At 48.6% G+C, this 19,610-nt stretch carries 15 protein-coding genes; 3 read left to right on the plus strand and 12 right to left on the minus strand.

Annotated features, from left to right (window positions below; translation table 11 throughout):
* Window position 1 precedes the first annotated feature (1 nt).
* Both V6669_RS20295 and V6669_RS20300 read right to left on the minus strand, forming a co-directional pair.
* The gene (locus tag V6669_RS20295) at window positions 2-1,276 is read right to left on the minus strand and encodes an extracellular solute-binding protein (RefSeq protein ID WP_338587835.1); all 1,275 of its coding nucleotides are present in this window, start codon (window positions 1,274-1,276) and stop codon (window positions 2-4) included.
* Between the two features lie 229 nt (window positions 1,277-1,505).
* Window positions 1,506-2,690 carry an LLM class flavin-dependent oxidoreductase gene (locus V6669_RS20300; protein WP_338594999.1) on the minus strand — a complete coding sequence of 395 codons (1,185 nt, stop codon included), beginning with the start codon at window positions 2,688-2,690 and terminating at the stop codon, window positions 1,506-1,508.
* A gap of 549 nt (window positions 2,691-3,239) precedes the next feature.
* On the opposite strand from V6669_RS20300, the gene V6669_RS20305 reads away from it, so the two are divergent.
* Window positions 3,240-4,112: an AraC family transcriptional regulator gene (locus tag V6669_RS20305; protein WP_338587836.1), complete on the plus strand. Its 873-nt coding sequence runs from the start codon at window positions 3,240-3,242 to the stop codon at window positions 4,110-4,112.
* Window positions 4,113-4,482: 370 nt separating this feature from the next.
* Here the strand turns inward: V6669_RS20305 and V6669_RS20310 are convergent, their stop codons facing one another.
* The 6 genes from V6669_RS20310 to V6669_RS20335 form a co-directional block, all read right to left on the minus strand.
* Window positions 4,483-5,403: a hypothetical protein gene (locus V6669_RS20310; RefSeq protein WP_338587837.1), complete on the minus strand. Its 921-nt coding sequence runs from the start codon at window positions 5,401-5,403 to the stop codon at window positions 4,483-4,485.
* Window positions 5,404-5,411: 8 nt separating this feature from the next.
* Window positions 5,412-6,779 carry a nucleotide sugar dehydrogenase gene (locus tag V6669_RS20315; protein ID WP_338587838.1) on the minus strand — a complete coding sequence of 456 codons (1,368 nt, stop codon included), beginning with the start codon at window positions 6,777-6,779 and terminating at the stop codon, window positions 5,412-5,414.
* Between the two features lie 154 nt (window positions 6,780-6,933).
* Entirely contained in the window at window positions 6,934-7,737 is an 804-nt protein-coding gene (locus V6669_RS20320; protein ID WP_338587839.1) for a response regulator, read from the minus strand.
* A gap of 276 nt (window positions 7,738-8,013) precedes the next feature.
* Complete coding sequence (locus V6669_RS20325; RefSeq protein WP_338587840.1) at window positions 8,014-9,414, minus strand: glycosyltransferase; 1,401 nt, start codon at window positions 9,412-9,414, stop codon at window positions 8,014-8,016.
* 22 nt (window positions 9,415-9,436) lie between these two features.
* The gene (locus V6669_RS20330) at window positions 9,437-10,645 is read right to left on the minus strand and encodes a HEAT repeat domain-containing protein (RefSeq protein WP_338587841.1); all 1,209 of its coding nucleotides are present in this window, start codon (window positions 10,643-10,645) and stop codon (window positions 9,437-9,439) included.
* A gap of 26 nt (window positions 10,646-10,671) precedes the next feature.
* The gene (locus tag V6669_RS20335) at window positions 10,672-12,897 is read right to left on the minus strand and encodes a hypothetical protein (RefSeq protein WP_338587842.1); all 2,226 of its coding nucleotides are present in this window, start codon (window positions 12,895-12,897) and stop codon (window positions 10,672-10,674) included.
* An 857-nt stretch (window positions 12,898-13,754) separates the two neighbouring features.
* Here V6669_RS20335 and V6669_RS20340 point away from each other — a divergent pair.
* Together V6669_RS20340 and V6669_RS20345 are read left to right on the plus strand one after the other, a co-directional pair.
* Window positions 13,755-14,999 carry a DNA polymerase IV gene (locus V6669_RS20340; RefSeq protein WP_338587843.1) on the plus strand — a complete coding sequence of 415 codons (1,245 nt, stop codon included), beginning with the start codon at window positions 13,755-13,757 and terminating at the stop codon, window positions 14,997-14,999.
* On the plus strand, window positions 14,996-15,337 hold the full coding sequence (locus V6669_RS20345) for a YolD-like family protein (RefSeq protein WP_105599602.1): 342 nt from the start codon (window positions 14,996-14,998) through the stop codon (window positions 15,335-15,337). Before V6669_RS20340 ends, V6669_RS20345 begins: the two co-directional genes overlap by 4 nt.
* Before the next feature lie 223 nt (window positions 15,338-15,560).
* Here V6669_RS20345 and glsA read toward each other — a convergent pair whose 3' ends face one another.
* The 4 genes from glsA to V6669_RS20365 all read right to left on the minus strand — a co-directional run bounded on the left by glsA (window position 15,561) and on the right by V6669_RS20365 (window position 19,601).
* The gene (glsA, locus tag V6669_RS20350; protein WP_338587844.1) at window positions 15,561-16,502 is read right to left on the minus strand and encodes a glutaminase A; all 942 of its coding nucleotides are present in this window, start codon (window positions 16,500-16,502) and stop codon (window positions 15,561-15,563) included.
* A gap of 138 nt (window positions 16,503-16,640) precedes the next feature.
* Entirely contained in the window at window positions 16,641-17,123 is a 483-nt protein-coding gene (locus tag V6669_RS20355; RefSeq protein ID WP_091028682.1) for a GNAT family N-acetyltransferase, read from the minus strand.
* A 261-nt stretch (window positions 17,124-17,384) separates the two neighbouring features.
* On the minus strand, window positions 17,385-18,620 hold the full coding sequence (locus V6669_RS20360; protein ID WP_091018296.1) for an OFA family MFS transporter: 1,236 nt from the start codon (window positions 18,618-18,620) through the stop codon (window positions 17,385-17,387).
* Between the two features lie 180 nt (window positions 18,621-18,800).
* Window positions 18,801-19,601 carry a LytTR family DNA-binding domain-containing protein gene (locus V6669_RS20365; protein WP_338587845.1) on the minus strand — a complete coding sequence of 267 codons (801 nt, stop codon included), beginning with the start codon at window positions 19,599-19,601 and terminating at the stop codon, window positions 18,801-18,803.
* Between the last annotated feature and the right edge of the window lie 9 nt (window positions 19,602-19,610).

Here is a 19,610-nt window from a genome sequence, read left to right on the forward strand (position 1 = left end):
TTTATTTCCCGATATGCTGATCAATGATCGCTTGTGCCTGCTGTGCTGCTTCTTCTGGAGAAGTGCCGCTCAGTACAGCCTGGATGGAGTTGGTTACTGCTTTTTGATTGTCTCCGTTCAGGATGGTGAACCGTGGCTGGAACACGGTCTTTTTGCTCGCCCATTCTCCGGCTACCTGAAGCTCAGGCGTATCGTACTTCACATCATTCACCGTTACATTCTGTCCCGTCTGGTTGGCATAGTCACTCGCTACATCGGGATTGCTCAGGAATTCGAGGAACTTCTTCGCTTCTTCCGGATGTTTTGACTTGCTGTTCACCGCGAGCATGAACGTAGTGGTATGCACTCCTTCATACTTCGCTTGATCTGCACTTACCGTAATCGGTGCAAGCAGTTTTTGCTCCAGATTTGGATTCTGCTGCTTGTTCTGAGCCAATTGATACGATCCACTTGCCAGCATCGCTGCTTTCTCTTGGATAAACAGTGCGCCAGCCGCAGGGTCCTTCGTACCCAGTGCATCCTGTTGGAAGTAACCTTTATCGTTCAGTTCTTTGATTTGAGTCAACGTTTTCACCCAAAACTCATCCGTCAGTTTGGCTTCGCCCGCTTCTACTTTGGTAAAAATGTCGTCACTCGGTGCATTATTCATCACCATTGTATTCATGAATTGCCCTGGGCCAATGTCCGCTCCGGCAAAGGCAATCGGAATGATGCCATTGTCTTTCAGCTTCTGGCAAAGGGCCAGGAAACCTTCCCAATCGGTTGGTGGCGTCAAGCCGTATTGTTCAAACAGTTTTACATTATAGATGGGATCGTTATATACGAGTTGATACGGGATCGCATATTGTTTGCCATCGTGCTGTCCTGCTTCAATCAGCTTTGGATTGTAGGCCGACAGGAACGTTGATCCGCTCAGGTCCGTGAACAATCCTGCTTTGGTGAAAGCTTCGAATTGTGCACCCGGGAAGGATGCAAATACATCTCCTACGGAACCGTCACTGATTTTGGATTGTACGGTGGACTGGTATTGATCGGAGGGCAGTGTCTGCATCTCCACGTTGATGTTCGGGTTTGCTGTCTCAAAAGCGTCAATGGTTTTGTTCAGTGCTTCCACATCTTCTCCACGCCAGTGCATGAAGCTGATCGTAACCTTGCCTGAACCCGAGGAGCCGTTCTCTCCAGATGACGCGTTATCCCCACCGCCGCAAGCTGACAGCAGGATGGACATCACCAGCATACTGACGAGCGGCAGGATCAATTTTTTATTTTTTTTCATGAAAGACGACCTCCTGAGGATGATTAATGTAAGTTGCACGAAAGTTTTTACACGGGGCACTCCGAGTGCAGTACCATCTTCCGATCGCTGTTATCCCCGGATTTTTTGAATCATTTCTTTCAATGGTTAAAATCCGGGGATAAAGGCGAGCGCTCCGCTTCTTCAGATCGGTTCTGCCCTCTCCGTTAAAGTGTAAAAAAAGGGGCACTTACTTAGAGTTGGTAGTAACTTAGTTAGTAGTAACTGAGTGTTGCTTCTGTCTTGTTTTCCATTTCTCGCGAATGATCGGCATCACGGTCCGGCCGAAGATTTCGGCCTCTTCCAGATGCGGATAACCGGACAGAATGAAAGTCGTAACGCCGAGATCTCCATATTCCATCAGACGTTCTGCGACCTGTTCTGCTGTACCTACAATAAGGATCGCACCGCCGGAACGCACAACGGACAAGCCTGTCCACAGGTTGGGACCTACGACAAACTGCTGCTTCTCGGACAGTTCCCGTAGCTCATTCTGTCTGCGTTGGTTGGTTGCATCCGTTTCGGCAAAAGCGGCTTTGGCTTTCTCAATCGCTTCTGGTGGTACTTTGCTAATAATCTCCCAAGCTGCTGCCCATGCTTCTTCTTCGGTATCCCGAATGAGTACCTGAGCACGCATGCCGTAACGGAGCTGACGATCTTGTCCCGTTTCCTCTTTCACCTGCTGACGAATGACCTCAATCTCTTCGATCTGCTCCTGAATCCAGTCATGAGGCTCACCCCACATGAGGAACGTATCTGCATGTTCAACAGCGACCTTCTTGGCAATCGGAGAACTTCCTCCCAGATAGAATGGTGGATGCGGATTTTGCACCGTCTCCGGCATGCCTACCGGTCCTTTGAAGTTGTAATACTGACCGTTGAATTCAGGATTGGGATCACTGGGTGCATCTGCACCAGATTTTGAACCACTTCCGGCAAACTCCGTCAGGTTCAGTCCCGTCGATTGGGTCCATGAACGCTTCATGACTTCCATATACTCGCTCGCTCGTACATATCGTTCATCATGCGCATGTGCCAGTGGATCGCCGAGTTCCTCCAGATCTCGAACAGAACTGCCTGTCACCACGTTGATCATGGCGCGACCACCAGAGAGCTGATCCAGTGCGGCTCCCATTCGTGCAGCGAGTACGGGTGTAACCAAACCCGGGCGAATGGCGACAAGGGGACGCAATGTCTTCGTGTGACTCATCACTGCTGAGCCGACCACCCACGCGTCCAGACAGGCTCCCCCTGTCGGAATCAGTACAAATTCGAATCCTGCCTTCTCAGCCGTCTGTGCCACATCGATCAGATAATCCAGACTCGGTTCCCGCTCCGGGGCAACCCCTACATACTTACCATCCCCTGCTGTTGGCAAAAACCATCCAAACTTCATATCTTCCTGTTCGCTCACAAAAGTCAATCCCTTCTATGAATAAATAAAGTCTCATGTTAAAAAAGTTACCGTTACGCCTCCTTGACGTTCCGGGTACGAATCGTTCTTCCGATCACTGTTATCCTTGAATTTTTTTGATTCTCCTTTTTAAAGGTAAAAATTCAAGGATAGCTTATGCTTCCGATGTAGCTTTCTTTCAGAAAGCTTTCAGGCGACCGCTTCGCTTCTTCAGAATCGATTTCGTCCCCTCCACTACGTTGGCATCTCTTGAAACTTATTTTTAAAGTGCGCCTAATTTCTAACTCATTTTCAAAGTACGCATCCAAATGCCGATTAATTAACTTGGTTTAATAGGTATGGACATCATAACAATTGATTTGTCTGTGATCAATGTCATTTCGCGGCAATTTCATTTTGTCATTTTGTGGTCTTTTCTCAGATTTAGGTCTTCGTGATCTTGAATATGTATAAAACCCACCTGTATAATAGGTTATAAGTGAAACTTTTAAAATGTACAAACGATACTTATACAATAAAGAGGTGTTCCTGATGACCGAGAGCATGAAGGAGGACCACCATGAGTTTTTGGATATTATTTTCTTCACTCCATCTGAATTCGAGAAAGCTGGTGGCGCCTGGCCGATTCGTATTGGCCGTAATATAGCCAAGACCAACTATCATATTGGCCCTCGTACCACACCTTATCATTATTTGCTGTTTGTGCTGGAGGGGGAAGGTACATTCATACAAAACGGACAGCGTCACGCCCTACGTGCCAGGGATGCGTTCTGTCTGTTTCCGCATGTTACCCATGAGTACTGGACGGACCCGGAAGACACGTTGCAGAAAATATTTATTGCCTTTGACGGTGCACATGCAGCCGAGCTGCTGTCTCGAATCGGACTTACACCCGACTCACCGTATCGTTCAGGTGTACTGACGCCGGAGACTGCAAGCGCCATGCGCTCGTTCATGGAGGATGTTCGCAAACCGCAGGATGGAGCGAGCGATCTGGGACGACTCACCCGGTTTCTAACTCTATTCGACCGGATTGCCCGCTCCCCCGCAACCAAAGGATTGCAACCGGATTCAGCCACACCTTGGCTCCAGAAAGGCAAGGAATACATGGACATTCATTTTGCAGGCGGCATCTCCGTGGAAGGTGTATCCGCTCATGCGGGTGTGGATCGAACCCATTTTGCCAAACAGTTCCGCAAAGCCTATGGTCTGTCCCCTGTACAATATATCCAACAATTGAAAATGAATCAGGCTAAACGTCTGCTCGTGCAGACGCCGCTAAGCTTAACCGAAGTGGCTCATTCCGTCGGTTACCCCGACTTATTCTCCTTCTCCAAAGCGTTCAAAAAGCAAGTCGGGCTGCCGCCTAACCGCTATCGCACAGCGGAGAGCACGAAAAAATGAGGGAGCGACCTTTCGCTCCCCAACCTATAATCCATGCCTCATGCATCCCGCCTTGTATACGTTTGTGTAAGATGTCACCTCTACCAAATTAAAATGGACTACTGAGTTTCATATCCTGCACATTATATTGCTGCAAAACCCATATATAAATTGAACTAAACATTTACACGAGAACGTAGAGGACAGAAATAACCTAAAGAAGTGGAGCTAAAAGCTTTCTGTGGCAAGTGTACATTTTCTTAGTTCAATTTATATAAATCCACCACCAAAAAAGGCAAGCCCCATCTACCCGGGACTTGCCTTCTTTCTATACTATAGTCTTGACACACGTACTCGAAACGAGGAACTTTTTTACGTTGACGTAACGCTATTACTTCTCCTCATCCTTACGTGCAAGCGGAATGCCATTCTCCTTCGCATACCATGCTTCATAATGATGCACAGCTACACCTGCAAATGAAGAATGAGAGGAACCGAGATCAAACACCTTTGCCATCTCTTCATTCATATTGCTAACCGGTTTACGGAAAAAGGTCAGGTGATCCCCCTCGTGTGTATCCGCGAGTTCCGCTCCGATCCAGACTTTCTTGCCGAGATCATCCGCTTCGTCCAGTTCTTCCTTGGACAGATCATACATCTGCTGTCCGCTGTCCCGGTAAGCCATAATGGCTACCGCATCAAAGTGGGAAATGACCCAGCGACTGAATGTACCCTCACCTTCAGCCGACTGACGGGCATCAAGCCAGAACGGAATGGCAGCGCTCATGTACAGTCCGGCATCCTCGCCGGCTTTTGTCCAGGCCTTCATGTTGTTCTGCCACTCTGCAATGACGCTGCTCTCCTCGTTCTCCCAGCGCTTCAGCTGATACGGCTCCACATCCAGTTGAATGCCTTCGAAACGTTCATTCTTGGCCGAAGCTGCATTGTATGCTCGTACTCGCTCGATAAAAGCAAGCCCTTCATCCAGCTTTTCCTCATAAGCCCAGTCGGCATGACCGTTAAGTCCATGCACTTCAATCTCAGCCTGCCCTGCAGCCGCAATGAATTTGCGGTATGTTGCGTCAGGCACCTCATCCTGGATTTGCAGGAAGATGGTATCCACGCCCTGTTCTTTGGAAAAGGCAATAATCTCAGGCGTTTGTTCTGCAATAATGGACGCGTCCCACAGCCAGGTCGCTTTATGCTCCTCCGCCTGGAACCATTTGAACATCCAGGACAGAAGCAGCAGGCACAACACCACAGCCAGAATGGCCCATTTCGCCATACCCACCAGTTTGCCCCGTTGCCTCATATATTTCCTCAGACGAGCAACGCTTCACTTGGTTCAAGCACAGGATGCTGTACCGAGTGACCAATCTTGTAGATATGCGGATGTGTGTACGAACGGAACGCATTACGTGTATCCAGAATCGGTACACCCATCTCGGCAATATCAAAGTAAGGCAAATCGCTGTGGTTGGTGATCAGCACGATGCAATCGTACTTTTTGAACTGCTCCAGATTGAACACTTCGCTGTGTACGGTCTCGCCATGCTTGTCCTGGAAGGAATCTGCATGTGGGTCGTAGTAGCTTACGTTAGCTCCACTTTCCTTGAACAGTTCATATACTTCCAGTCCTGGTGATTCACGCAGGTCGGCAATATTAGGCTTGTACGACATGCCGAGCAGCAGAATATTGGATTTACGTACGGATTTGGCGTATTCGTTCAGAATCGTTGACGTTTTGTTTAACACATAATATGGCATGTTGTCATTGGTAGATTGCGCCAGCTCAATGAATTTGCTATAGAAACGGAAACCTTTGGCCTTCCATGACAGGTACATCGGATCAAGCGGAATGCAGTGTCCACCGATGCCTGGGCCTGGATAGAATGGCATGAAACCAAATGGTTTCGTTGCCGCCGCGTCAATAACTTCCCAGATATCAATGCCCATACGATCGCACATCATCGCCATTTCATTTACAAAGGCAATGTTCACACTGCGGAATGTGTTCTCCAGCAGTTTGGACATCTCAGCCACTTTTGGTGAAGATACCGGTACTACGGTTTCTACATATTTGCTATATAGCGCTGTTCCGAGCTTCAAGCAAGCTTCAGTTGTGCCCCCGATTACTTTCGGCGTATTAAATGTGGTGAAACGTCCGTTCGACGGGTCCACACGCTCAGGCGAGAAGCAGAGGAAATAGTCTTTACCTGCTTCTTGTCCGATCTTGTCCAGCTGCTGCTGGATCAGTTCTTCGGTTGTACCTGGATAAGTGGTGCTCTCCAAGGTAATCAACATGCCTGGTTTCATATGCAGTTTGATCTGATCTACAACAGTCTCGATGTAAGACGTATCCGGGTCCTGATTCTCACTAAGCGGTGTCGGTACGCAGATACTGAGTGCGTCGATCACGCGCAGCATGCTGTAATCTGTCGTTGGCTGGAAACGACCGCTTTGCATTACTTTTTTCAACTCATCAGACGAAATATCGTGAATATAGGAATCTCCTTGATAGATACTTTCTACTTTGGTCGCATCCAGATCAATTCCGATTACCGTGAAACCTTGATTGACCATTTCCACGGCAAGTGGAAGTCCTACGTAACCGAGCCCGACGACGCCGAGTACAGCTTCTTTATTTTCAATCGCATTCAGTAATGTGTGGAATTGTTGATTCTCCATGATATTCCCTCCGGGCAGTGTATTTGGTGGTGCTTAAAATCCATATAAATAGATGAGTGTCTGTGCTCTAAATGTTGCTCTAATCTATCTGATTCATAGTGTCAAAAAAGCTCTTACTTTGCACTTCACACAATCAGTTGTTCCAAGCTGTCTTCTAGTGCAGGCAACGTCTGATTCGGGCATCCAGCTCTACGGGTGAGAACGGTTTGGTCATGTAATCATCCACGCCGCTGCGGAAGCATTGACTGATCGTCTGCTCGACACGTTGTTCGGTCAACACGACAATTTTGGGCGGCTGCTCCATCTCCAGGTTCTGGATATGATGGATGAACGGCAGACCGTCGATGCCATACAGATTCAGCTCCGTGAGCACCAGGTCTGGTGTAACCTTCTCGATCAACTCCAGTGCAGCCAGTCCATCGACAGCTTCATAGGTTTCGTACCCCTGCATCTTCAACCGCAATTGCAGGAATTCGCGTACCGTAGGATCGTTGTCCACAATCAAAATGCGTTCCGGTTCGTCCGCCGTATTGTCCAGCGTGTAGATATGAATCTCCGACGAATCTACGAGCTTCGAGGATTCAGCCATATGCTGAATAGTTGCCTTCGAAGGGCGCTCCCCTTCCGGGAAACTGGCCAGTGTAATCTGTGGATCGGCACCGGGCACATTCTCTTGCAGTTCATGCTTGATCCGAAGTCCTTCATAATGAACTTCATCCAGTGACAACCCTGGCAGAAGGACGGCAATCGCTTGGGTGGCCCCATCCTTCCACACCTGGAAGGCTGTCCCGCTCGTCTGCTCCAGATGTGTCCTGACCTGCTGCTCAGGTTGAGAGTTTCCTGCACAATGGATGAACATTAAGCCGCATGTTTCGGCACCCGTTTCCTTCAATCCCTGTTCTACACTTCGGTATACATTAACGGCAGCCTCACGCTGCAATGTCGCCGTATTTGGCATGTTCTTTTCCACCCTTCTCCTCGATTATCTATATAAGTCCAAAAAATATTATTTACACTGACACTCCGATGACAGAACAGCCTTTCGATCACTGTTATCCCCAGATTTTTTGATTCCTTTATACAAGGGGAAATCCGGGGATAAAGGTATGCTTTCGATGCAGCTTTCTTTCAGAAAGCTTTTAGGTGCACGCTTCGCTTCTACAGGCTTTTTCTGCCCTCTCCGTTATCGTGTAAATGTCTAGTTGGACATATAATTGCTTTGATTATTCTTTAATCAAGCAGCTTCGCTTGTTTTCTTCTCATCCTCGGACCAGCTTTGGCGTGTCATAGTACCCCATGAGTTGTTGTTTTGCATGAACTGCACATGTCCCTGCAATCTCCACAGTACGCCCAGCTGATGGTAACCCACGAATTTCAGCGCGGAGTAGACGAGCATTTTGACCAGATCGGAGAGTTTGTTGTAACGCTTGAAAGCAATCTCCTCCAGAACAAGTGCGCCTACACTCAGCAGATAACCACTCACAAAGTTCAGCAGTCCGAACAGAACCAGAATCGGCCATTGCGTCATATCCAGAAGCACATATCCAGCGAGAGCCAGAAGTCCGGTAATCCGGAAATACGGGTTGAGCGCTTCAAAAAGGACGTTATATGGCATGGTCACCATACCCATAACCTTATATTTCGGATTGAACAGCATGCCCCGATTCTCCAGCATGTTCTTCAGGTTCCCACGGCCCCAGCGCTTGCGCTGACTGGACAAGATCCGGTAGGAATCCGGTGCCTGTGTCCAACATACGGCCTCAGGGCAGAAGGCAACGCGGTATTTCAATTTGTTCTCCAGCATATAACGGTGGAGTTTGATGATGATGTTCATGTCTTCCCCAGGATAACCATCCCGGTATCCGCCTACGGCGATTACTGCGTCCTTGCGGAACATGCCGAAGGCACCAGAGACAATGATCAGACCGTTCATGTGACTCCAGCCAATTCGTCCACCCAGGAAGGCTTTGAGATATTCAATCGACTGGAACATGGGCCAGATCTTGCGTGGCAGTGATACATCTTGCACTGCCCCGTTTTCAATTTTGCAGCCATTGGCGATCCGTACATCTCCACCGATGGCTACCGTCTCTTCCGGATTCTCCATATACATGCGTGCCATGCGGATCAGGGCATCCTTCTCCAGCAAAGAATCGGCATCGATGGAAGAGATCAACGGATAATGGGACAGGTTGATCCCCGCATTGAGGGAATCGGCCTTACCGCCGTTTTCCTTGTCAATGACATACAGATCCGGGAACTCCGGATTATGGTAGATCCCACGAATCTTCTGACAGGCAATCTTGCCCCGAATCTTCGTATTGGGTACCGGCTTCAGACGATATTCTTCCAACAGGATATTCAGTGTCGCATCACTGGAGCCATCATTCACCACAATGACTTCATATGTTGGATAATTCAGCGTCATCAGGCAGTTCACATTTTCAATAATCGTCAGTTCCTCGTTGTATGCCGGTACCAGCAGAGAAACCGAAGGTACCAGTTCCGAGCCTGACAATGTATTGTATTTGGAATAGTGCGACCGCCGGAAGATCGTCCAGATGTTACGGAACGATAAAGCCAGAATGGAAAAGTAGAGCGTATTTACAAAAACAACATAGTAGATTGCGACCATGCCGTAGATTAATAGTAGATCCCTAAGCAGTGTAATCCCCTCCTACCGTAGCGACACCTGTGCGCTTCTTGCTGGTTCTGTTCTCTCGGACAGGGCCAAAATAACGATCGTACAGCAGTCTTTTTTTGTTATGTGCAATCATCTGCTCTACAGCTCTGTCATCGGTTCTCGTATGCTGCATGGTACTCTCAATCTGCTGCATCGCAATCTCGCGCTCAGCAACTGTACCTTGCACCGCAGCCTGACACAGCGCTTCGAATCCCGGCTCGCCGAGCTTGCTCAGACTCTCCGCACTGTTATAGCGAACTCTCCAGTCTTCATCCCGCAGCGCTTTACGCAGCAATGGAATACTGCCAGATGCATGCTTCGAACCAAGCGCTTGTACCACTTCGGCGCGAACTTCCGGATCGGGGTCCTGGATCAGCTTCAGAATGGTCTCATCCCGGAGGGCCGGACTTGCGCTAAGATACAGCTTCACTGCTTCGGCACGTACATCCTGATGTTCTGCGCCTACGAGTCTGTCCAGTGCAGGCATCACTTCAGGTACAGCCTGTCCCCACATGGCAACCAGTCCGACTTTGACAAAATCAGGATTCCGATCTTCCAGCAATTCGATTAGAATTCTACTCGTATCCAGACTCGTTTCGAGCAGAATATCTGCTGCCAGGTGGTGAATGGACTTGCCTTTGGTTAACAGCAATGTCAGCATGTCTTTCAGTTCACCTTGCCGAGTCGTACATCTGGAGATGGATCGACCAATCATAATGGCCATCGGGCCCGGTTTCTCATCCTTCAACAATTCCATCAAACCCGGAACGGCTTCGGGACAACGCATGCCACCCAAGCGATAAGCTGCATCAATCTGGCGACCATAACGCAGACGGCCCAGTTCCTTCAGATCATGCTCTACGAACCCTGCTTCACGGCACAGTGCGATTAATTTGTCGCGATACTCACCCTTGAACTGGTCGATCCATTCAATCAGCCTGTCCTGAATGACTCTGCGTTCCAGCGGAGCCAGCTTGCCTGGTGGCAATTTGAGTGGACTATTCTCGGTCAAGGCCGTTTGCAGATAGGTGAAGTAGTCACGCTGCTTCAATTCATAAAACGCCGTCTTGCGTCGTTTGCCATTGTGGGACATTTTCATGGCAAACAATACGATGACGCCTACAACAACAAGTGCGATACAGATGTACAAAAACAGATAGGCCAAAGCCAAACTTGGAAACATGTGAAAAGGTCCTCCTTTATACTCATTTATTCGATCTGAAAACTAGGAATTTTTTCATAGCTCTTCTTCATTTTTTCGTAGCTTAGCTTCAGCCGTTCACTATACTGCACCTGCTCCCAAGGCTGCCAGCTATATCCCGGCAAAGTCTTCAGGTCCAGGGTCGTCTGTTCACCCCCAGGCCAGGATACTTTCTTCGTGGCGCGGTCCGTTAACCACGGAATGAGCGTAACGCCTTCCACAGCAACTGTGGAGAACTCACGTCCATTCTTGAGCGGTCCATAGTCGATTACTTGCAGCGAACTCGGATCACCGAACCCGAGCAGCATCCAGGGAATTCGCATCTCCACCTGATTGCCGTTATACTGCCATGCCGTTAATGAATCCGTATCGGACTGGCTGGGAGCTGTCGTTCCCCGTTTCAATGTTCCGACCTTTTCATTCATAAACGGTTGAGCAGATCGGGTATCCGGCGGTGTCATCCTCAGGCTGACTGCCAGATTCCATGGGTGGAACGGATCTGCGGAATCGGACTGCTGATCTGGCAGCATGTCGTATCCTTCTTTGCCGTACAGACGCTGATTAAAGTCATAATCCTTGGCAATCTCCACCTGTGATTCTTCATCCTGCCCCAGTGTAATCACCGTCTCAAGACCATCACTGAGCGTCCGGCCCGGGAGTAACTTGTCAGGCTGACTGCCTCCAGCAAGTGTATCGGTCCCAATTCGCAGCACTGTCTTAGCCGGGTCAAACGGTTGATCCAAGGTCAGCCCAATATACAGATAGGCTTCATCATGGGTCATCTTCATTTCCTGAATGCCGTCCACTTGGCCCTGCCAGGTCGTGACCTCTTCATCCTTCAGATCATCCCAGTCATCCAGTGATCCGTCGATGGTCAACTGTTCCTGTTTACCGGGGTCCATGGCAAGCAGGCCAAACATCTTCTCGTTTGTCAGTACGTTCAGCCAATATGCACGGCGATCAGCCGGGATTTCCAGTGGCATCGTGTTCCATGTTTTTTTGAACCATTCATCCTGCCACATGAACACAATTGCTCCCGAGTACCCCTCATCATAGATATCCTGCGTCAGTGACGCGTCAATATCTCCCTGCTCTACTTCGTTATGTCCACCCTGATTCCGTCCGCCCATACCCAGATGGGAAATACCAAGAGAAGAGGGTACGCCATACTCTGTAATCATTACAGGCATATCGGAAAACTCGGCTTTTAGCTTGCGCAGATAACTTTTGTACGTGTTGTACTCACCGTTCTCATCCTTGATCGTTTGGAGAGTCTTATCGATATGGAACAGATCCGGGTAATACGGGTACACATGGTAGGCTGCAAAATAACCTCCCTGCCATGCCTCCGGCTGAATATGTCGGGCATCCACACTGACGAGATCCTCTTCATACAGCGGCTCGCCGGGATGATCCAGCACATCGGTCGTTACCCAATTGGTGAAGGTCATCGGATGTTCCCATCCATACTTCTTCTCCAGGACCGCCGTATGATCCAGTAACTCTGCGAGCCAGTTCTCGAACGGTGACGCTTCTGGACTCGCCGAGAAATGAACTCCCTTGTACTGCGGTACGTCCGCATGTTTTGCGTTTGTGTTGTCTACCATCGCCGGGTCCCATTCCGTCCCCACATGCCAGGCCATCAGGTATTTTCCTGCATTCGTTTTGTATTTGCCGCTGGACTCTCCCTGCTTGGCAGGAATGTCCGCATCGCCATAAACAGCAGATACGGCCTTTTCAATCTCCTGCTTGAACGTCTGCTCAATATGCGCCGCATAGGCATCCTGTTTCTCAATCAGCTCTTCTTCAGGTGACCATATGCCCTGTATAAAATATAACGGTTGCTCCCGGCCGCGGTTATATTCGACTAATGCGGAGTAGAAAATCGGTTCGTGAACCGTGTATACCCGGATTACATTGGCTCCCAGATCCTCGATCTGCTGGAACCACCGCAAGTAATCCTCTTTGGTCAGCGGGAATTCTCCCGGGTAATGCCCCGGTGAAGTTGCGCCCAGGTTGACACCTTTGACGAACATCTCCCTCCACGTTCCATCTGGCCCGTATTCCATGAACCGGTCTCCATCGGTCTTGAATTTCATCTCCGTGCCGTTCTCCGCTGTGTACGTAACGAGCTTGGGTTGCATATAGTGCCATCCGGCAAATATCCCACCGGTCACCACCACTGCTCCTGTCAACACCGTTAATAGCCAGCGTCTTCGTCTTTGTCTGCTCATGTCTTTAGATTGCTCACCTCTCTAATATGCATCCTGCTTCAACATCGAATGGTCCAACATGAAGTTTACGAATCTTTCCGCTTCGGATGTCCGCTTGGTAGAGATGTCAGCGGTGTAGTTCTCACTATAGCGCTAAGACTCTGCATTTGTAACTAGGCTGATGGAAGCAAACATGAAATGGAACATTCTGCCCATAATTCGTAAAAAGCGCCATCAACTAGCACCCGAAAGCCTCCAGGATACGTCTGATTCCCAAACACTAATATTTGCTGGAATCGCATGGATTGGATACCCTGCTGATCTTGCACTTCTGGAACCTTTATTGTTATGTGCAACGCGGGTACAGGCAACGTTTGCCGTTTGAACACATACCCCATTAAACGCGAGTTATATTTTAAAGTTGCGGACCTTTTTACAGTATTAACCATAAAGATTACAAAATTGATACTATAGTCCGATAACGCATCAGCGATATTCCGCGTCACATCAAGGTTTTCTGAAAAATGCAGAAAATCAAAAAAGGACATCAGTCCCCCTCTATAGGACTGTGCCCATTTATAACCCTTTTACAAAAACCCAAATGAACGCCCGGTCATCACCCGGAAGTCATGGATCTCTCACATTAAATGTAAAAAAGCACATCTTATTTCCTAATTTCTGCCTCTAATATAGCTAACCAATAATTGTGTCCAATTTGCAAAATAATTCCGGTTGCCGCATTTCGAATTGTCGGATATGCTTATAAAACAAGAACACTTGTTCCATACTGTAAATAAACTGTTAATTATCGATGTTCAAATGAATATAATTGCTTCTTAACATAAGAGCTTAGCATCACGAATAAGGAGAGAAGTCTTATGCCCCGCCAAGACAGACGTGTCATCATGCTGGCAGACTGCCAGTCATTCTATGCCAGTGTGGAGAAGTCTGCACATCCCGAATACAAGGACCGCCCCCTCGTTGTTGCGGGAGATCCGGCGCGCCGTTCGGGCATTATTCTTGCGGCCTGTCCACTCGCCAAGTCCTATGGAATTACGACAGCAGAACGACTGGGCGAAGCACTCGCAAAATGCCCGGATGTTGTTGTTGTTCGCCCCCGGATGGCCGAGTACATTCGGGTGTCCCTTCATATTACGCGTATCCTTCAGTCTTACACCGATCTGGTGGAACCCTATAGTATTGATGAACAGTTCCTCGATGTCACCGGAAGCCTGGATCTGTTTGGCAGCCCCGAGACGATTGCGCGCAGCATTCAATCGAGGGTGATGGATGAGACGGGTGTATACATTAGGATCGGTATCAGTGATACCAAGGTCGTTAGCAAGATGGCCTGTGATCTATATGCCAAAAAAGTCCCTAGTGGCATCTGCACGCTGCCTCGCAAAGATCTGCCTTCAACCATCTGGAAGAAGCCTGTGCGAGACATGTTCATGGTCGGTTCCCGCATGGCGCAGCATCTCTACAAGATGGGAGTCCATACGATCGGTGATCTGGCCCAGACCCCACTGTCCCGACTGAGAGAACGTTGGGGTGTGAATGGCGAGGTACTGTGGCGTATCGCCCGCGGTATTGACGATTCCCCGGTCAAACCCGGGACATATGCTCATCAGCAGCAGGGAATCGGACATCAGATGACGCTGCCCCGGGACTATGACTCCTGGGAAGATATCAAAGTGGTACTGCTTGAACTGGCGGAACTCGTCAGTCGACGTTCCCGGGACAAATCACTCATGGGCCATGTGGTCTCGGTTGGGTGTCGCGGACAGGATTATGATCGGCCAACTGGTTTCTCCCGCCAGATGAAGGTGAATGAACCCACCAACATTACGGATGAAGTATACGATGCGGCAGCAGCTCTGTTCCTGCGCCATTGGGACGGATTACCCATCCGCCGCATCAGCGTGTCATTGACCGGACTTGTACCCGATTCTGAAGTACAGCTGTCCTGGTTCGATGACCGTGAACGCAAACGAGAACTGGAGCGTGCCACGGATGATATCAAGCGCAGGTACGGAGATACCGCCATCATGCGGGCATCCTCCCTCTGCTCGTCCGCGCAAGCCCATGAACGTTCTCATAAAATTGGAGGTCATTATAAATGAGTAAAAAATTGCAGCAAAACGGTATCTTCGAGTCCTCACGCATGATGCTCCCCGAACACCGGGAAGCTTACATTCTTCATCAGGAACAACTTGCTCCTCGTACCCGCCCATCCCTGGATGCCCAGGCCGCGGAAGAAATGTCCCGTTTGCTCAGCAACTCGATGATGCTTGGAGATAGGGTCACTATTACGTTGTTTCACGAACATGACGATATCCGTTACACGGGGCAGGTGCTTCGGCTGGACCGTCCTGCCCGGACCCTCAGACTACTGATGGAAGATGGGTCCCGGGATATTCAGATGAACCTCATTACAGATGTGGCCCTAGCCGATGAATGAATGAATAACTGAGGGCGTATATACCCACCTCGATGTTGTGGATGTTCCATGATAGATGCAGCATGGTCGTTACCATGCAGGACTGCCTTCCTACACATCCTGATGAATGGCAAAAACAGCCGACGAAACATATCCAGACCATTCACTTCGTTCAAAAGAAGCAAAATATCGGATACGTGATTCATCGGCTACATATAAGGGTATGACTTTTCTCAGAAAAATTTTAGAAAAAGCTCCAGTCGAATTCCTTTGACAGACGCTCGAGCAGATGCACGCCGGCAATACTGTTGCCTTTGCGATTCAGAGCCGGGCCAACAAGACCTATGCCGAATTGTCCCGGTACAAGGGTCAATATCCCTCCGGATACTCCACTTTTGGCGGGCAAACCAACCTCGATGGCAAATTCGCCTGATGCATTATACATACCACAGGTCGTCATAAAGGTTTTGGCAATCTGAACATAGCGACGAGGGATGAGTTCTTCTCCCGTAATTGGATCTGTTCCATTATAGGCGAGAACAAGTGACATTCGCGCCAAATCTGCACAGGTGACTTCAATGGAGCAATGACGGAAATACACGGCGAGTACATCTTCCACGTCATCCTTGATTACACCATTATGCTTCAGAAAATAACCAAGTGAACGGTTCAGGTGACCGCTCTCTGATTCGGACTCGAATACCTCTTCGTTATAGCCCAGCTGATCATTATTCGCCAGTTTGCGGAAAAACTCCAGAATGCGGCGTGATTTTTCTTCCTTACAGTCTCCTCCAACAAGCGAGGACACCGTAATCGCACCTGCATTGATTAATGGATTGAACGGGATTCCGGGTTCAACCAATTCAAGCTTGATCATCGAATCGTAATCGTCGCCTGTCGGTTCTTTTCCTACATTAAAGAAAACCGCTTCTTCCCCATGATCCATCAGGGCCAGAATAAGGGTAAATACTTTGGAGATACTTTGCATCGTAAATGGGACACCGCAATCCCCTGCCGACACATGGTTCCCTTCGGCGTCCATGATATGTATACCAAGCTCATCCTGAGAGGCTTTGACAAGCTCTGGAATATAAGAAGCCACCTTACCTTGCCCGGTGTGCAAACGACTGGTCTCCAGCCACTCCGGCAGCAATGCATTCAGACGTTCCATGGTTGAATTGCTCATATGTCATCTCCTCCACATCTCTATATAAGCAAGCATCTTGCATGAAATGTGCATGCGTGAACTCCCACGGTGATAATGAATTTCAGCCATCTCATGCAAGATGCCCTATATTATCTGATTACCCTCAGAACAGTTCCTTTACCGCTTCGTTTGAAGATTTAACTCCAAAATCTCACCAGGAAGACCATCGTAATCACCTGTCCAGGTGGATACAAAGTTCTGGCGGGTCAAGATCCGGCGGGAAGCAGCGTTACCCGGATCGATAACTGCATAGAGGGATCCAATCCCTGCGGCTTGTGCCTGAATAATCAACCGTGACGCTATGGATGTGCCTTGGCCTTTGCCCCAATGTTCAGGCAGGATCATGTAACCTATCTCAGCCTTGGTCGGGTCCTCCTGATCCGGAATCAATTTGGCATACGCCACACCGGCACCATCTTCACTAAATACCCGGTAATGTCCGCAAGTGGAACGCTCATTAAACTCAAGCATGGACTCAAATTGCGTTCTCGCCTCTTGCTCCGGTATTGCACGTTCTGTAATCTGTTTCATTACTTCCATATTGGAAACCAATGCATAATAATCATCAAAATCAGGTTGTGTGTATTTAATGAACTTCATGATATGCCTCCTCTGGGGTACATAACTTGGTCTTAGTCTTGATGAATTCATCTAGAGTATAACAGATGCGAATGATGGAATGCACACAGGGCACCACGCTTGCAGGCAGCCAAATGGTCCGATAGGCCAACAAGTCAGCAATCTGACAACTGTAGATACCAAAAAGCGGCCTCGTCTGGAGACCGCTTTGTTTACTTTGTTTTTTAATTTGCTTTTTAAGATGAAGAAATATTCTCTGTTCCGTCCTTCCAGTGCATGTTGTTAGCTTGCCCGTGATGAAGGGTTAAGGTTCATCTGTTTTTCACGTTGACGTGCACGACGACCTTGACCTGGAGGGGTGATGATCAGTGCGAGCAACAGCGAGACAGCGCAGAGTACAGCAATCACGATGAAGGTTAGATGGAATCCGCCCAGCAGAGCGCTGATGAATGATCCTGCCAAAGCACCAAATCCAAATCCCTGATAGATCACACCATAGTTTTTGCTCTGATTCTTCAGTCCGAAGTAATCAGCCACAATCGCCGGGAATACGGTAATGTTACCGCCGAAGCAGAATGCAACGGCCGCGACACAGGCGAAGAAAATTCCGAAGGTCAGTGGAACCAGACTAAGTGTCATGACAGCTACGGCTGTAACAAGCAGCGCACCAGCAATGACCTTCATTCGTCCTACTTTATCCGACAGCGCACCGAGAATAATACGTCCTGCCGTGTTAAAGATTGCAACCATGGCCACTGCATTCGCAGCGGTAGCTACATCAAGTCCAGCGAGTTGTACACCGATATCTTTGACAATACCGATCAGGTACAGACCGCTCATACACGCCGTGAAGAAAATAACGAACAGCATGTACGCTTCTTTTGTACGCAGCATTTCTTTCACTGTATAGTCATGACGTGCTACGACTTGTTTGGATCCTTCCTTGCTTGCCGGAGCCTGTTCACGAACAACCGCTTCGCGGATCAGGAATGATCCCGCAACGACCAGAACAAGAACAATAATGCCCCAATACATAAATGCCTGAGCAGGACCAACGGCACCAATCAATGCCGTGTTCACATATTTGAACAATAAACTACCGGTACCAAAAGCTCCGACCGAGATCCCCGAGATCAGACCTTTACGCTCCGGGAACCATTTGATCAGATTAGATAGCGACGTAATATACGCCGTACCGTCTGCAAAACCAACGACAAATCCAGCCAAAATGTACAGCAGTGTTAGCGAAGTGACTTGGGAACTCAGAATAAGACCCAGGCCAAGCACAACCCCGGCTACACGGATCAGGCGCTGAAGACCCCAACGTTCCTGCAATCGTCCTGCAAACAATGTGGCAAATGCCAAAGCAAAACTGGTAATTGAAAAAGTTATCGCGACCGAGCTGACGTCCCATCCGAAACGATCAGACAACGGTTGATTAAATAAACTCCAAGTATAGATGGTTCCAAGACCCATTTGTACAATGATGGTCCCTAAAACAATAAGCCAGCGGTTCATTTTTGTAGGTGCAGATGTTGATTCAGGTGTTGATGAAACGGATGAAATGGTTGCTTTCATCGTGATCTCCCCTTTGCCGATGTCATATACATGAATGCGTTCACAAGCTAATCATACATGAAAGGGGATTCATCACACCGTTTTGAGCATGAGTTGCATCAGATGCGGAATGAAATGCTTCTAGATGCGCATGAGTTGCCTGAATTCTTTGACCTTCCCACGACTCACGGGCACTTCAGCTTCCAAATCGCGCAGACGGAGCAGATACGTATTGTTGAACCAAGGTACAATTTCACGGATTTGCGACAGATTTACGACGTACGAACGGTGGCAGCGAAAGAACATATCCTGTGGCAGACGGCTGTGAAAATCCGATATGCTCACTGGCATGGTGAACTCCCCATTTTTGGTATATACCTTCGTCACTTTCTCTTGCGCTTCCGCATAATAGATGTCTGCCGTATCCGTAACAATAATATTGTCATTCCGCAGCAGATTAATTCTTCTGTCCGTATGGGAATTCGTATCTCGTTCTCGCAACAGATCTCCCTGTGCAGCAGATCCGTCCCCCATAGTAACTGGTCCATCCTCAACATGTTGCTCCACCGGCGCATGATCACGTTTGAATGCGAGCTCCAGCTTATGGAGCATTGCAGCAATTCGTTTCTCGTCATACGGCTTCAGAATATAATCAAACGCCTCCAACTCAAAGGCTTCCGCTGCATGTTCCTTGTACGCCGTAGTAAATACAATATAGGGTTTCGTTGCAAACTTCCCAATATGATGGGCCAGCATCATACCGTCCAGCGAGGGAACATTGATATCAAGAAAAATCACATCTACTTCTTGTTCCTGCAAAAATTTCAGTACATCCAGCCCGTCTTCAAGGCGGTCAACCACCTCAATCTGGCTATGTTCCTGGATTAAATAATTTAATTCCTCACTTGCCAGAATCTCGTCTTCCACAATAAGAGCTCTCATTGATCCATC

Source organism: Paenibacillus sp. Y5S-9, assembly GCF_036894235.1.
GTDB lineage: Bacteria > Bacillota > Bacilli > Paenibacillales > Paenibacillaceae > Paenibacillus.

Coding starts and splice junctions, on each gene's coding strand:
- V6669_RS20295 (WP_338587835.1), bottom strand. CDS start 1,276: ATGAAAAAAAATAAAAAATTGATCCTGCCGCTCGTCAGTATGCTGGTG.
- V6669_RS20300 (WP_338594999.1), bottom strand. CDS start 2,690: ATGAAGTTTGGATGGTTTTTGCCAACAGCAGGGGATGGTAAGTATGTA.
- V6669_RS20305 (WP_338587836.1), top strand. CDS start 3,240: ATGACCGAGAGCATGAAGGAGGACCACCATGAGTTTTTGGATATTATT.
- V6669_RS20310 (WP_338587837.1), bottom strand. CDS start 5,403: ATGAGGCAACGGGGCAAACTGGTGGGTATGGCGAAATGGGCCATTCTG.
- V6669_RS20315 (WP_338587838.1), bottom strand. CDS start 6,779: ATGGAGAATCAACAATTCCACACATTACTGAATGCGATTGAAAATAAA.
- V6669_RS20320 (WP_338587839.1), bottom strand. CDS start 7,737: ATGCCAAATACGGCGACATTGCAGCGTGAGGCTGCCGTTAATGTATAC.
- V6669_RS20325 (WP_338587840.1), bottom strand. CDS start 9,414: ATGGTCGCAATCTACTATGTTGTTTTTGTAAATACGCTCTACTTTTCC.
- V6669_RS20330 (WP_338587841.1), bottom strand. CDS start 10,645: ATGTTTCCAAGTTTGGCTTTGGCCTATCTGTTTTTGTACATCTGTATC.
- V6669_RS20335 (WP_338587842.1), bottom strand. CDS start 12,897: ATGAGCAGACAAAGACGAAGACGCTGGCTATTAACGGTGTTGACAGGA.
- V6669_RS20340 (WP_338587843.1), top strand. CDS start 13,755: ATGCCCCGCCAAGACAGACGTGTCATCATGCTGGCAGACTGCCAGTCA.
- V6669_RS20345 (WP_105599602.1), top strand. CDS start 14,996: ATGAGTAAAAAATTGCAGCAAAACGGTATCTTCGAGTCCTCACGCATG.
- glsA (WP_338587844.1), bottom strand. CDS start 16,502: ATGAGCAATTCAACCATGGAACGTCTGAATGCATTGCTGCCGGAGTGG.
- V6669_RS20355 (WP_091028682.1), bottom strand. CDS start 17,123: ATGAAGTTCATTAAATACACACAACCTGATTTTGATGATTATTATGCA.
- V6669_RS20360 (WP_091018296.1), bottom strand. CDS start 18,620: ATGAACCGCTGGCTTATTGTTTTAGGGACCATCATTGTACAAATGGGT.
- V6669_RS20365 (WP_338587845.1), bottom strand. CDS start 19,601: ATGAGAGCTCTTATTGTGGAAGACGAGATTCTGGCAAGTGAGGAATTA.